The organism is Rubripirellula lacrimiformis (assembly GCF_007741535.1).
GTDB classification, from domain to species: domain Bacteria; phylum Planctomycetota; class Planctomycetia; order Pirellulales; family Pirellulaceae; genus Rubripirellula; species Rubripirellula lacrimiformis.
Window position 1 is genome coordinate 4,524,378 of record NZ_CP036525.1, and the last position, 12,657, is coordinate 4,537,034.

Here is a 12,657-nt window from a genome sequence, read left to right on the forward strand (position 1 = left end):
TCTGTCTACTCGATTTCCACGGCCCGCTGAGGCTCGTGATGGGAGGAATGGTCGAAATGATCATCAGGCAGTACTCGGTCTTCGATAGCGGTCATCGTCAAGGTGATCTGGTGAGGGCCGTACGCCATTTGATGAAACCGCATCTCGCTGATCCTGCCCGTTGATTCGTCGTAACGGATTTCCACTCGATCCGCCCCGCGGAAGCCGCGTTTCTTGATGGCAATCATCGTACGATCACCTTCACTGCCCCGCGTGGCAGCCTCCTTAGGCATCAGTTCCAAGTGGTAACCCGTGCGAAGCGATTCCAATCCATCGTGAAGATGATGGATTGGCAGCCCGTCTTCATGGCCCGGGAGATCTCGCGTGAATCGGGTCAAGTCATCGCTGAAACGGACCGGTCCATCGGGGCGTACGGCCCAGCTTGTCGATGCGTTCCTGCCCGTCACAAATACATCTCCTTGCGCTGTCTTCCGCGATAGAACGAACTGGTTCGATCCGCGAACATCCAGCACCGCGCCATCCAGAGAAGGCTTCGGAGGACGTCGACGCTCCGGTGAGTTGGGGTCTTGGTGTTTCGGTGAGAGAGCCGATTCCAAAACGGTGATCAGGAACGTTCGATCCATGGGCAGATCAGTTGCCTCGATGATTCGGTTCAACTGAATCATCGCGGCCGAAGCCGAAGGAGCGTCCACGGTTTGCCACAACAACGAGACGGCCAGCAGCAAAACACAGGCGGTCGAAGCCAACGCGAACGATCGGCGTCCCCACCCGGTGGATCGTGATTCGTCGGGCAACATTACGTACGCCGCGTCACTTTCGGAAGCCACCAATTCGCTGCGCATGCGATCGTGCAACATCATGTAGGACGCAAATTGACGTGCGTGCCCGGGGTCCGACTTGATCCACTGATTCAACCGACCTTGTTGCTCCGCTGAAAGCGAATCGTCCAGGTAGCCATGAATCAGTTTCTGATAGTCAACGCTCATTGAACATTCGCCTCCAACGCCTTGCGGTCGATGCACTCTCGAAGATGATCCCGAACTCGCTGCAACGCCTTTGCGACTGAATTTGCCGTCATGTCCGTTTGGGATGCGATCGCGGCCGGCTTCAGGTCTTCTCGGTAACGTAGGCCAATCAGTTTTTTGGCTCGACCTTCCAAAGAACCAAGGCAATCCTGCAAATAGTCCAGTGCTGCCGAACGATCCTGTGCTTCGGCGTGGAATGCGACGGCGAGGCAGGCGACCGCGTCGTCATCGAATACCAACGGATCTCGGCCGCGCCGCCGCAGATACAACCCTACCTGCCGGCGTGCGATTCCGATCGCCCAAGGGATGAATGGCGAACCGGGATCGTAAGCATGAAAAGATTCGATCACCGCAACGGCAACGTTCTGCAGCACGTCATCACGATCACGAAAGTCACGGACCACCGAGGCAATGAATGCCGAGACCGCAGGCTGTGCCAAAGTCCATTGTCGGGTCGCCTGTCGAGTTAGTTCGTCCACCGATTGCTCCACAAAAACCAATTGCCTCACTAGTTACTTATCCGCGGCCCCCATTTCGTGACCAACTGTTTTGGTTTTTTTCCGAATTTGGCCGCTCAATGCCATCATGACAGTAGGAAAGGAGCCCGCAAAGCGCTCCCCCACCGCTCGTCGCTCCATACTCTCCTCTCCCCCGACTCCCCCGCGGCACGTTTCTTCTGGCCCCCCTCTCCCCTGACTCACCCCGACCCTCGTCTATTCTCGCCCCCCCTCCTCTCACCCAAATCCTAGGCAAGCTTCACTTGCCTAGGATCCGGGCGAGAGGGGAGGCAACGAACGAGTAAGCAACCCGGTGCTTTGGATCTGGCGGAGAGGGCCGGCAACAGGAGCAAACAGGCAAGCAAACCAGTGCGCTGGGCCTGCTGCCTGCTGCCTGCGTGCTTCGAGACGAGAATCCCGGACGTGACTACAGCTACCGCGGGCACATCACTCGGAGTGCTCCCTCGTTTGCAAGACTTCTGATCGGCCTTCGACCACGGCGATCGAATGAAGATCACGCCTGTATGAGTTTCGGATGATCAACCAGGTGGTTTGCGATAGTCAATGGGTTCACCGAACTCCGCCACTTGCGAATCCGGCCGGCTTCCGAACGACTGCATCAAGCATCCATAAATTCTTTCCAAACACGATTTCGACGATTCATCAGCATGCAAGCTGCTGCCCGCTAACCGATGCAGTATGCCGTTTGGGACGCGTCGATGTCTGTGTAATTTGGCGGACAAGAATGGTTTAGCCAACCGCACGAACCATGCATCCTCGCTGATTTCAGATCACTCGTGTTCGTCTGCCAGGACTAGCAGGCGGCAAAGATTGTTTCCAACGCATCAAAGTTCGGTACATCAATTGCGTTGCGTTGTTGCAGAATCAAAACGCTGCAGCATCCCTTGACGCCTCGCGACACTGCTTCGCATTTCGCAACGCCTGTCTTCGGTTTCAATCGAACGCGGCGACCACACAGTGGCCGCAATCTTTCGGCGAAATGATTCGAGCAACGCGTCTGAATGTGGATATTGAATGGGGGCGACCAAGATATTCACCGCCAACACTTGTCGCCCACCTAACGTTCGATTGTCGAACAAAAACCCTCTCTCCTTTCTGGAAATCGAAATGTACCGTTTCACACTGCTCTCTTGTGTCGCTGCTATCGCTCTTATCGCCATGCCGAATGCAAAGGCCGACCATCACAACGAGAAAACGAAAGACATCGTTGATACCGCTGTTGCGGCAAAGTTCAACACTTTGGTTGCCGCAGTGAAGGCCGGAGGCTTGGTTGAGACATTGAAGGGCGATGGTCCCTTCACCGTTTTCGCACCCACCGACGAAGCTTTCGCGGAACTCCCCGAAGGCGCGCTTGCCGACTTGCTGAAGCCAGAAAACAAGTCGAAGCTGCAAGCGATCTTGAAGTACCATGTTGTTCCCGGCAAAGTGACCGCCAAGCAAGTCACTTCGCTGAACGACGCGACTACCGTTGAAGGCAGCAAGGTCAAGATCGAAGTGAAGGGTGACAAAGTGATGATCAATAATGCCACCGTCAAAAAGGCGGATGTCATGTGCAGCAATGGTGTCATCCACGTCATCGACAAGGTTTTGATCCCTAGCAGCTAATCGACCAAAATGCGAAACGCATTTTCGAAACAGAAGATCAATCAGGCGGCCGATCTGAGAAATCAGGTCGGCCTTTTTCGTAGAATCACCCGCAGTCTTGGGTCACGGGTGAACCTGACAGCAGTATTCAACCAACGGAAATAGAGATGCCAAAAGCAATTTGGAACGGGACAATCATCGCCGAAAGTGATGACACAGTCGTGGTCGAGAACAACCATTACTTTCCACCGAAATCCGTTCGACGCGAGTTTGTCCAGCACAGCGATTATGAAACGGTATGCGGATGGAAAGGGACTGCCAGCTACCTAGACGTTGTTGTGGACGGAGAGACGAACCGGCAAGCGGCCTGGTACTACGCGTCCCCAAAGCAGGCCGCCAGCAACATCTGCGATCACGTGGCTTTCTGGAAGGGAGTTGTGGTTGAATCGTGATCGCGAACTGCAACCGTCGAATCAGTGGATCGATGAGAGGTGATCCATTGAGCATGAAAGTTTGAGTATCGAATCGGTCCTGTCCAAAGTGATTTGTCACATCGCTTTGATCGCACGCGGGTCGCCGAGCTCGATGTCGGTAGAGGGGCGTCCCTTGGGGATTTCATCCAATCACACACAGCAGCCGACTTCCCCGCAAGGCTCGGCGTGTGATGCGACGCGGGCGTAACGAATGAAGTCAGTCCAGTCGATGCCGCTGATATCTACTCACCTGATTCAGACGATGGATGTTTTCGATGGCGATTTCGAGTCCCACGCATCGACCTTGCCCATGACGCGACCAGCCATCGCCATTCCGCTTAAGAATGCGTCCTCGACATGGGTACCTCCACACCAATCGCCACAGGCTCCGATTTGAAGGTCGCAATCAAACAGACTCTCAACGGGCAGTGGATCTGTCGGCACAGCGAACCGCCACAGATGAGACTGGCAGTGGAGAGGTTGTCCTGGGCTTCGACCGACGACCTTCCAGAACTCCGCAACCAATCGTTGCCCGACCTCGTCGGACGCCTCATCGATGTGGTCCCGAGTCCATTCACCAGTCGCGTGCAGCACCCATGTTTCCTGAGTTTGCCGGCGTCCTGGCTTACTGCGAGTGAAATCCAGGACAGCGGCGACTGATGGACCGTCGCCGCGTCGAATTCGATGTCGGAATCGGACTGTAGCGTTAACATCACAGCCCAGCACCCCGACATCTCGACCTCGCCCGCTCGATCAGCAAGCTTCGGAGCTTCCGCCATCAACTTTGCAGCCTGTCCCGCGGGGACCGCAACGATGGCGACATCAAATTTCCCAAATTCCATACCGTCATCGCTCGATAGCGCCCAACGATCCCCCAATCGGCTCAGTGGTGCGACGCGAATTCCGAATTGAACCTTCAAATCAGCGGCGAGATGCTTGCCGATCGCATTCATTCCCGGGACCGCCACCCATCGTTTGATTCCCACCTTCTGTTCTTGGTCCATTGTCTGGTCTTGGATCAATCCACCCTGAAGATCCACGATGCGGCCCTGCCAGGGTTGGACCACGCCGTCCTGAACCCAGGAATCAACATATCGCTTGAAACGATCGTCCCCTGCGGTGAAGTACTGTGCCCCGTGGTCGAATCGAAGCTGATCATCCACGCGTCGTGTCGACATGCGGCCACCGACTCCTCGACTCTTCTCGAAAACGGTTACCTCATATCCGACATCGCTTAACGTTCGTGCGCAGATCAGGCCGGACATCCCTGCCCCTATCACAGCCACCGATGGCATGGAAGAACGGATCGGTGTGGTCACCCGTTGACGGAATGCTTCGACATCCAGACGTTTGGCGTGTTCAGTGGTGGACCGCGAACGGACTGTCCCCAAGATGGGCTGAGGCGGCTGAAATGGGCGATCGAACTGTCCAAGGCACCACAGAATCCCACCATACGAAGCCGGATCACGTCCATCCAATGCATAGCGATGATTCAAATCGATGATCCGATCCAGCGCGTGTTTGGCATCTGGCGTCCAGTTCAAAATTGCCTTGCCCCATGTCATCCGGACATTGTTATGCAACTGTCCCTGGATCAACAACGATCGTTGTGCTGAATCCCAAAGCGAATCGCCGGTCCGACCGCGTGCCATCTGTTCCCAAGAATAATTGGATTCACGACGATCGGATTCGTGTTCACGCAGTGTCTCAATCGCCCAGTCCGGCAGCGCGGATAGCCGCCCGTGATCACGACGGTAGAAACAGAATCCATAGGCAAGTTCACGCCAAATTAAGAGCTCGTCAAGAAACTTCTTCGCGCCCGAATTTGAATCGGCCGCCGCCTGGCGAGCGATCTTCGTGGGCGCCACCATCCCGTAGTGCAAGTAGGGCGACATCCGACTGACGCCATCGACCAGGGCGTCGTTTCGCAGCTGATCGTAATTCGCCAAGGCCGTGTCTCGAAACTTCATCCACCGTGCATAGCCTGCCTGCGATCCCCCGACTGTGTCCGCAACGGGATGGATCGAATGGTCGATTTTGCACTGGCTAACCAAATCCGCGATCTCGACCCTCTGCAGATCCATCGGTTCAAACGGTAGCGAAACGCTGGAGTTTGCCGTGCAATCCATCTCGACGTCCGCCGGACTCGCTGCGGTGCGTTCTTGATAAAGTGCTTTGGTCGCGTCTCGAAACTCAAACGCTCGTTCGTAGCTTCTGCCCACGATACGCATCGGAACGACGCAAGCCGTGTCGACCGCAACCACAGGGCAATGGAGTCCGCGACACAGAATTGCAGTCCATCGACGGATCGGCTCCACCGGCATGTCTTCGGTGATCACGCACGCGGCGCGTCCGGCAAGTGTTCGCAGGTGGGGTTGGCAACGTCCCGGTCGTTCGACATGCAATGCGTACTGGATATTCCGGTCGGCGAATTCTTGCTGCACATCGCGTGCACCCTGCAAAATGAAGCTGTGATGCCGGTCCGACGCGTAGGGGTACCGCTGGGATAGCCCCTGGTAGACCAACAGCGGCTTCTTGATCCGGTTCGCGAATTCGATTGCGATGTTCAGCGCCGGATTCTCGTCGGCACGGATCGCCGACCGCATCCAATACAGAACAAATTGGCCTTGACGATCTACCGGAACGTCGTGGACCACTCGCACACGCTCGGCCAACATGCGGTCCGCCGAATCAATCAACTGCACGACCTTCATGACCGGATTCGCGACATTCCGCCATCGACAGCCATCACCTGCCCGGTGATCCAGCTGGAAACGTCTGTCAGTAAAAACTCAGCCATCGCTGCCACATCGTCGACCGATCCCACGCGTTGCAGCGGGTGCCGTTGAGCCATCGCGTGGCGTTTTTCGTCGCTGGACAATAGTCGTTCGGCCAGTGGTGTATCGGTCAATGACGGTGCGATGCAGTTCACTCGAATTTTGGGAGCTAGCTCTGCCGCGAAAGCGCGTGTTAAACCTTCCACGGCGCCCTTTGCCGCCGCCACCGACGAATGCATCGCGAGCCCCTGTGTGACGGCCACCGTACTGAACATCACCATCGAAGAATTGCCCGACGCCTTCATCGCGACCAGCGAAGCCTGCAGACACTTCACCGCCCCGACCACGTTCAGTTCATAGTCGCGGATCATCGCGTCTGGTTTCAAGCCACGCACCGGCCCCAGATGGATCGACCCTGGACAGTATGCCAGGCCGTCGATCGAATCGGGAAGACAACCAGGATCCATCGTGTCGGTCGTCACATCGGCCGGTACGTGAATCACATCCGGCAGCGATGACGCGAATTCCCAAGTGCGTGACACCACCGTGACGGCCGCGGCAGACCGAATCAATCGCTTGACAATGCCCAGGCCGATTCCATGACTACCACCCACGACTACGTAATTCTTTTGACTCATTCGGACGCTCGCAACCTCCTGCATCGACACGGAAATCCAACCTGTTCGGCATCGCATCGACACCTCAGGAGACGCCCCGAGTCCAATCCGCCGACAATCCGAGAACTGTAGAGTGTCGACTAGTCATCCATCGTTCGGCTTTCTAGATCAGTTCGCCCAAGAAGGTTTCAGCGCTGCGAAGATGTTGCTCGCGTTTTTCGTCGTCCATCTTTTTCGCCATTGCGCACATCATGGCCCAGCGAGGATTCTTGGCCAAATCGTCGACGTGATTCCAAATCCATCGCCAGTACAATCCGTCCCAGACATCGCACCACGGCGCCTTTTTGTAGTGGCTCATCTTGCGAATGTACGACGATCCCGAGAAATAGGGCTTGGTCGTGATCGAGCCGCCATCCGCGTTCTGACTCATCGCATAGACATTCGGAACCATCACCCAGTCGTAGCTGTCGACGAACATTTCCATGAACCACGTGTAAATGTCGTCGGGATCAATCTCGCACAAGAACATGAACCCGCCCAGCACCATCAGACGTTCGATGTGGTGGCAATAGCCCGTCTTCAACAACCGCCGAATCGTGTCATCGATCGGTGCCACTCCGGTCGTTCCGTCGTAGAAGCAATTCGGCATCGGGCGATGGTGGTTCCAGTGGTTCGTTGTTCGCATTGGCACCCCCAAATCATCGTAGGTTGCTCGCATGAATTCCCGCCAACCAATCACTTGCCGCAGAAAACCTTCCACTGAATTGATGGGGACATCGTTCGCGGCGGCGTACTTCGTCGTCGCGGAAACCACATCCTCGGGTGTCAGCAGACCGATGTTCAGCGACGGCGTCAGCATGCTATGCCATAGCCAGGATTCGCCCTCGACGATGGCATCCTCATAGTCGCCGAACTTCGAAAAGCGTCGCTTCAAAAAATGAGTCAACCAACGCTTTGCGTCCTCGTGCGACGTCGGATAGTACAGTTCGTCGATCTGGCCTGGATTGTCCGCAAACCGCTGCTGCACATGTGATTTGGCATAGGTGTCGAATGAATCGCGTTTCAGAGTCAAATTTTCGGGAATCGAGGACAACTCGGATTTCGGCACCTTCTTTCGATTCTGTTCGTCGAAACTCCATTGCCCGCCAACAGGTTCGCCATCTTCGATCAAAACGTCCAATCGCTGCCGCTGCGATCTGTAAAAGTCGGCCATGAACCATCGCTTCTTTCCATCGCGATACTGACGGTTCTGGTCCGGTGTATTGAGGAACCCCGGGCTGGGCAATATTTCCAACTCCATGCCCATCCGGTCCGCAGCATTCGTCAATCGCTTTTCCACAAGGAAGTCGGCCGGATCAACCACACATAGCCGCTGGTCAGTGCGCTGCTTGGCAGGGATGCAGCGGCCTATCTGATCCTCCAAAGTTTCGTCTTCGGCGTAGTCCAGGTAGTCAACCTCAAGTCCCTGCTGACTTAGTCTGAATTGGTACCGTTTCATCGTAGCTCGGTGGAGCCACAATTTTTGCTTGTGAAACTTTGCCGGGTGATGCTTGTCGCCGAAGAACAGCGAGTCTTCGATCAGGACCACCCGCGACGGATCCAGCAGCAATCCCGGATGCTGGTCGAAGAGTTGGTTTGGAAAGATCAGCAGTATCAATGAACAGGTTCCCAATCGTTTGAACAGCGAATCAGCACCGCGACGACGAATCGTCGGCACGAACCAGCACTCAGGACGCACATTTTGGGCCAACCGAAAAACCAGCGAACAAGTCAACCATCTGTCGTCCAGATAGCATAGAACTTCGAAAAGGTGATTCCGGACTCACCGCACAAGATCCTTCTCGCACCGCTGAGCGAGCAGTGGAAAAGATAGGCCGGGGCCGACGTGCCCCCGCGACACCACCAAAGCGACTAGAATCCGTTTGCCGAATTCCTAACGATTTCGTCGCCCGGTTTGCGTTGTAGGCTCATCCACCGGTCTTGCCAGCGACACTCGTACCCCGGGACTGAATGACCCCGGGACTGAATGACTCTGGGACGCTTTGGCTTGGCGACTCGGATACGAAAGAACTCTGGTGCTCTGGGATTCTTTACAAAACTTACCGCGTCCAAAAACGGCTTAACTTACTCGCGCTTGGCGATGACTTTCTGCCGGGCCAAGCGGACTCGAACCACAACATCACTATCCATTTCTTTTCGAAGGTTCTCAGCGTGCCAGCGATAGCGAATGCCCGAATATGTGTCGCGTTTCTAGCGATCCTGTTGATCGTGTCGAGTTTCCAAGCGAGCGCACCGTCTGTGTGGGCGGACGACGAACCGCCAACGGGTGATCAATCACCGACCGGTCCGATCTTCGATGAACCGACCTATCCGGTGAAGGCCACGCTCGGTTTACCCTATGCACAGGGCATGATCTATCATCCCACCGATACCGCGCGTTTCTTTCCCCGGAATCTGACGCTTGACGTCTACCAGCCCGACGAAGACGTAGCGCAGCATCGTCCCGTCGTTTTGTTGGTTCATTCCGGAGGCTTTTGGACGGGCGATTCCTTGATGAAGTCGATGGTCCGTGCTGGCAACTATTTCGCCGAGCGAGGCTGGGTTTGTTTTTCGATCAACTATCGTCTGCACGGTGATCGAGCGATCGCGCCAACGGGCTGGCTGAAGAATCGGCCCACCTATGCTGCGACGCGAGACGCGAAGGCGGCCATCCGCTGGATCCGGGCCAACGCGAAAACCTACCGCATCGACCCAAATTCGATCGTCGCCTACGGTGGATCCGCAGGCGGATATATCGGTGCAGCCCTAGCAGCATCGGATGAGTCCGACTTCCGCGACGAACTGCTGACAAACGAAGCCGAGAGCAAGCTACTGCAAGCGACGCACTTGGAACAATCTTCGCAAGTTCAGGCCGTGGTCAGCCATTGGGGATCGGGACTGCTGCTGGAACTGCTGAAAGAGTACGACGGGCGAGACCGGTTCGATTCCGACGATGCTCCCCTGCTGATCATCCATGGCACCGAAGACAAAGTGGTTCCCTATCATCATGCCGAAGACCTGCTGAAGAACTACCGAAGCAAGATCGAACATTTCCGACTGGACGGCTTCGGCCATTCTGCATGGGCCGCCAAGGTCAACGGCGACTCGCTTCTAGATGCGGTGTATCCGTTTATGCAACAAGCGTTGAATCTGTCGGCGAAGTGACCGACAGAATGTCAGCGGAGAACACTTTCGCGATCAATCGACGAACGAGGCTCTTCATCGCTCGCTAAATCTGACTCGACAGGACGGAAGAACATGACTTGGATCAACGCCGCGAAGACAAATGAAGTACCGGCGGGGACGGGCAAGCTGATCATCGTCGAAGACGACTTGATCGCGCTGTTCCATATCGACGGGGTGTTCATCGACATCCCATGAACGGTGCGTTCATCAACTGGCTAATGCCGCTAACACACGCGGAAACAGGATAGATTCCTCGATGTGGACATGATGTCGGACGTCGGATTCGACCCAGCGTAGCAGTCCGTACATTCGCGAAATCTTCGTACTGCCGTCTTTCGTCGCAGAAGCGTTCTTCCCTGCTTTCCGAGTCATTTTCAGAGCTTCACCGATGTCGGTGTGTTCCGAGGTGACCCGATGAATCATCGTGGAAATGAAATCCTTGTCCGACGGGCTGCCGTTTCCATCGACTTCCAACCGACGTATCGCAGGAAACAGGGACGCTTCCTCTTCCTCCATCAAAGCGACGATCTCGTCACGCCAAGCGACGAAAGAAAGTTGAACATCTCGTAGTCCTTCGTGCGTCTGGCTATGCAAACTGACGATCTCCGATATCAGGTCGCCCAGCATCGGCAAGCTACTCTTCAGCAGGGCATGGTGTGTCTGTTCGATGTGATCGCATAGCTGGGTCAGCGATGCATGCAACCAATCCGGTTGGTCGGCATTGGCCGATTCGGCCATGGTATGCGCCAACAACGAATGAACACGTAGCACTTCCAATCCGTTTTCCCAACACGCATTTTCGAGCGGCTTATTCCCATCGCAGCAATAGTCGATCTGCAACATCTCGAACACTTCCGCCGTTTCGGGATGCTGAGCCACCCACAGTCCAACAGCCGAATCATCATGCAACACTGCCGCACCTTTTCCAGACATAGCTAACTCGCTTTGTTCAAAAGGATCGTTACCAGAACCGATGAATCCAAAATCGCCTCGAGCGCGTGTGGCTGGCCAGTTTCGAGGTACAGCATGTCACCGGCGTTCAAATCGTGGCACGCTTGCCCCACCGAGAACTTCACGCGACCCTCTAAGCACTGAACCGTGATTTCACCAGGAGCTTGATGTTCGGCGATCTTCTTTCCGGCGGGCATCACCAACCGAATTGCTTCCATCACTTCGGTCTTGAACAACGTGTACGTCTTTGTACTGGCGATCTTTGCCGCTAGTGGCTGCACATGGATTACTTGACCGGCCTTGGCGTGCTGAATTGCCATCGTCTATCCCTAGATTTGAAATTGAATTGGAACAATCGAATAGCCGCTCTCCGGATACTTGGCCGGCACGACCGTCGACTGTGATTGAAGCGTAAACGCAGGTGTGATTGCAAACAGTTCTTCCATGAACACTAGCAGTTCCATCCGTGCCAGCGGTGCGCCGGGGCACACGTGGATTCCCGATCCATACAACAGATTGTTTTCCTGGCTGCGATCAAGCTGCACCTCGGCGGCGTCGGGGAACACCGAATCGTCACGGTTGGCGGAAATCCAGTTGATGTAGACTCGTTCGCCCGATCCGATGGAACGGTCGCCAAGCTGGACCGGACAAGTGGTCACACGGCGGTTGCCATGCAACGGATTGTGCACTCTTAAGATTTCGTCAATCGCATTGGGCCATCGCGATGAATCGGCGCGAAGAGCGGCACGATCCTGAGTATTCCGGGCCAGATGATGAATGATGATCCCGATGGATGCGGCGATCGTGCCCACTTCCCCAACGGTCCAGTTCCGCAAGATGCTGGCGATCTGCTGATTATTCAGTTTTCGCCCATCGAATGTTTCGTTGATCAGCGAAAAGGTCAAATCCGGCGTGGCATCCTGTCCCGCGGCGGTTCGCTGATGAATCAAATCGTCGATGATCCCATCCAATTGGTTTGCAAGCCGAGATAGCGATTCCCGATCGGCGCGGCGAGTGGCATCGTGATGATCGGCTGCCCAGCGGATCAGATCCGTGTGCAGACTGTCCGGCCATCCCAAGAATGCACACTGAACGCGGGCTGCAAAGGGCGTCGCCAATTCACCCATGACTTCGACCTTGGCATTGCCGCTGCAGATCTGACGAAGCAGCTGGGACGCGATCGATCGACAGGCCGGCTGGAAAGCGGCTATCCGATCAGCGGCAAAATACGGCTGGATCAATCGTCGGTACTTTGTGTGGTCCGGCGGATCCATCCCGTTGGGGACCGAAACGTGCCGCGACACCTTGCTGCTAAACGTTTCATGGTCGCTCAGGACCTGCATCACATCAGCGTGCCGGAATACGGACCACCCGCGATGTTCGCTATGCGCAATCGGGCAACGGCGCCGCATATCGTCGTACGCGGCGACTTGATCGGACGTCACTTGTGCACCGTCCGGGTCCCAATCGTTCATCGGATTCGATTC

General features: G+C 55.7%; 12 protein-coding genes. 4 read left to right on the forward strand and 8 right to left on the reverse strand.

The features are described from left to right. Positions 1 to 5: 5 nt before the first annotated feature. Positions 6 to 986: an anti-sigma factor family protein gene (locus K227x_RS15765; protein ID WP_145170901.1), complete on the reverse strand. Its 981-nt coding sequence runs from the start codon at positions 984 to 986 to the stop codon at positions 6 to 8. After that, complete coding sequence (locus tag K227x_RS15770) at positions 983 to 1,504, reverse strand: sigma-70 family RNA polymerase sigma factor (protein ID WP_145170903.1); 522 nt, start codon at positions 1,502 to 1,504, stop codon at positions 983 to 985. The genes K227x_RS15765 and K227x_RS15770 overlap by 4 nt, the downstream gene beginning before the upstream one ends. A gap of 1,146 nt (positions 1,505 to 2,650) precedes the next feature. On the opposite strand from K227x_RS15770, the gene K227x_RS15775 reads away from it, so the two are divergent. Both K227x_RS15775 and K227x_RS15780 read left to right on the forward strand, forming a co-directional pair. Further along, complete coding sequence (locus K227x_RS15775) at positions 2,651 to 3,148, forward strand: fasciclin domain-containing protein (protein ID WP_145170905.1); 498 nt, start codon at positions 2,651 to 2,653, stop codon at positions 3,146 to 3,148. A 146-nt stretch (positions 3,149 to 3,294) separates the two neighbouring features. Beyond that, positions 3,295 to 3,579, forward strand: a complete 285-nt coding sequence (locus K227x_RS15780) for a DUF427 domain-containing protein (protein ID WP_145170907.1) — start codon at positions 3,295 to 3,297, stop codon at positions 3,577 to 3,579. A 359-nt stretch (positions 3,580 to 3,938) separates the two neighbouring features. Here K227x_RS15780 and K227x_RS15785 read toward each other — a convergent pair whose 3' ends face one another. The 3 genes from K227x_RS15785 to K227x_RS15795 all read right to left on the reverse strand — a co-directional run bounded on the left by K227x_RS15785 (position 3,939) and on the right by K227x_RS15795 (position 8,768). Next, positions 3,939 to 6,314 carry an FAD-dependent oxidoreductase gene (locus K227x_RS15785; protein WP_145170909.1) on the reverse strand — a complete coding sequence of 792 codons (2,376 nt, stop codon included), beginning with the start codon at positions 6,312 to 6,314 and terminating at the stop codon, positions 3,939 to 3,941. After that, complete coding sequence (locus K227x_RS15790) at positions 6,311 to 7,015, reverse strand: SDR family NAD(P)-dependent oxidoreductase (RefSeq protein ID WP_145170911.1); 705 nt, start codon at positions 7,013 to 7,015, stop codon at positions 6,311 to 6,313. The genes K227x_RS15785 and K227x_RS15790 overlap by 4 nt, the downstream gene beginning before the upstream one ends. A 142-nt stretch (positions 7,016 to 7,157) precedes the next feature. Beyond that, the gene (locus K227x_RS15795) at positions 7,158 to 8,768 is read right to left on the reverse strand and encodes a cryptochrome/photolyase family protein (RefSeq protein ID WP_246145837.1); all 1,611 of its coding nucleotides are present in this window, start codon (positions 8,766 to 8,768) and stop codon (positions 7,158 to 7,160) included. A 236-nt stretch (positions 8,769 to 9,004) separates the two neighbouring features. Between K227x_RS15795 and K227x_RS15800 the strand changes: the two genes are divergently transcribed. Together K227x_RS15800 and K227x_RS31435 are read left to right on the forward strand one after the other, a co-directional pair. After that, positions 9,005 to 10,198: an alpha/beta hydrolase gene (locus tag K227x_RS15800; protein ID WP_145170913.1), complete on the forward strand. Its 1,194-nt coding sequence runs from the start codon at positions 9,005 to 9,007 to the stop codon at positions 10,196 to 10,198. Positions 10,199 to 10,291: 93 nt separating this feature from the next. Continuing rightward, a complete protein-coding gene (locus K227x_RS31435; RefSeq protein WP_261343400.1) occupies positions 10,292 to 10,414 on the forward strand; it encodes a Rieske (2Fe-2S) protein in 123 nt (40 codons plus the stop codon). A gap of 12 nt (positions 10,415 to 10,426) precedes the next feature. Here K227x_RS31435 and K227x_RS15805 read toward each other — a convergent pair whose 3' ends face one another. From K227x_RS15805 to K227x_RS15815, 3 genes are read right to left on the reverse strand one after another with little or no spacing between them, the layout of a single operon-like run. After that, the gene (locus K227x_RS15805; RefSeq protein WP_145170914.1) at positions 10,427 to 11,152 is read right to left on the reverse strand and encodes a DUF542 domain-containing protein; all 726 of its coding nucleotides are present in this window, start codon (positions 11,150 to 11,152) and stop codon (positions 10,427 to 10,429) included. 2 nt (positions 11,153 to 11,154) lie between these two features. Beyond that, complete coding sequence (locus K227x_RS15810; protein WP_145170916.1) at positions 11,155 to 11,490, reverse strand: cupin domain-containing protein; 336 nt, start codon at positions 11,488 to 11,490, stop codon at positions 11,155 to 11,157. 9 nt (positions 11,491 to 11,499) lie between these two features. After that, entirely contained in the window at positions 11,500 to 12,645 is a 1,146-nt protein-coding gene (locus K227x_RS15815) for a cytochrome P450 (protein WP_246145838.1), read from the reverse strand. Positions 12,646 to 12,657 lie beyond the last annotated feature (12 nt).

What these genes read in the sequence shown, in the direction of transcription:
- K227x_RS15780 (WP_145170907.1), top strand. Translation starts at nt 3,295, where the DNA reads ATGCCAAAAGCAATTTGGAACGGGACAATCATCGCCGAAAGTGATGAC.
- K227x_RS15765 (WP_145170901.1), bottom strand. Translation starts at nt 986, where the DNA reads ATGAGCGTTGACTATCAGAAACTGATTCATGGCTACCTGGACGATTCG.
- K227x_RS15800 (WP_145170913.1), top strand. Translation starts at nt 9,005, where the DNA reads ATGACCCCGGGACTGAATGACTCTGGGACGCTTTGGCTTGGCGACTCG.
- K227x_RS15815 (WP_246145838.1), bottom strand. Translation starts at nt 12,645, where the DNA reads ATGAACGATTGGGACCCGGACGGTGCACAAGTGACGTCCGATCAAGTC.
- K227x_RS31435 (WP_261343400.1), top strand. Translation starts at nt 10,292, where the DNA reads ATGACTTGGATCAACGCCGCGAAGACAAATGAAGTACCGGCGGGGACG.
- K227x_RS15775 (WP_145170905.1), top strand. Translation starts at nt 2,651, where the DNA reads ATGTACCGTTTCACACTGCTCTCTTGTGTCGCTGCTATCGCTCTTATC.
- K227x_RS15790 (WP_145170911.1), bottom strand. Translation starts at nt 7,015, where the DNA reads ATGAGTCAAAAGAATTACGTAGTCGTGGGTGGTAGTCATGGAATCGGC.
- K227x_RS15810 (WP_145170916.1), bottom strand. Translation starts at nt 11,490, where the DNA reads ATGGCAATTCAGCACGCCAAGGCCGGTCAAGTAATCCATGTGCAGCCA.
- K227x_RS15785 (WP_145170909.1), bottom strand. Translation starts at nt 6,314, where the DNA reads ATGAAGGTCGTGCAGTTGATTGATTCGGCGGACCGCATGTTGGCCGAG.
- K227x_RS15805 (WP_145170914.1), bottom strand. Translation starts at nt 11,152, where the DNA reads ATGTCTGGAAAAGGTGCGGCAGTGTTGCATGATGATTCGGCTGTTGGA.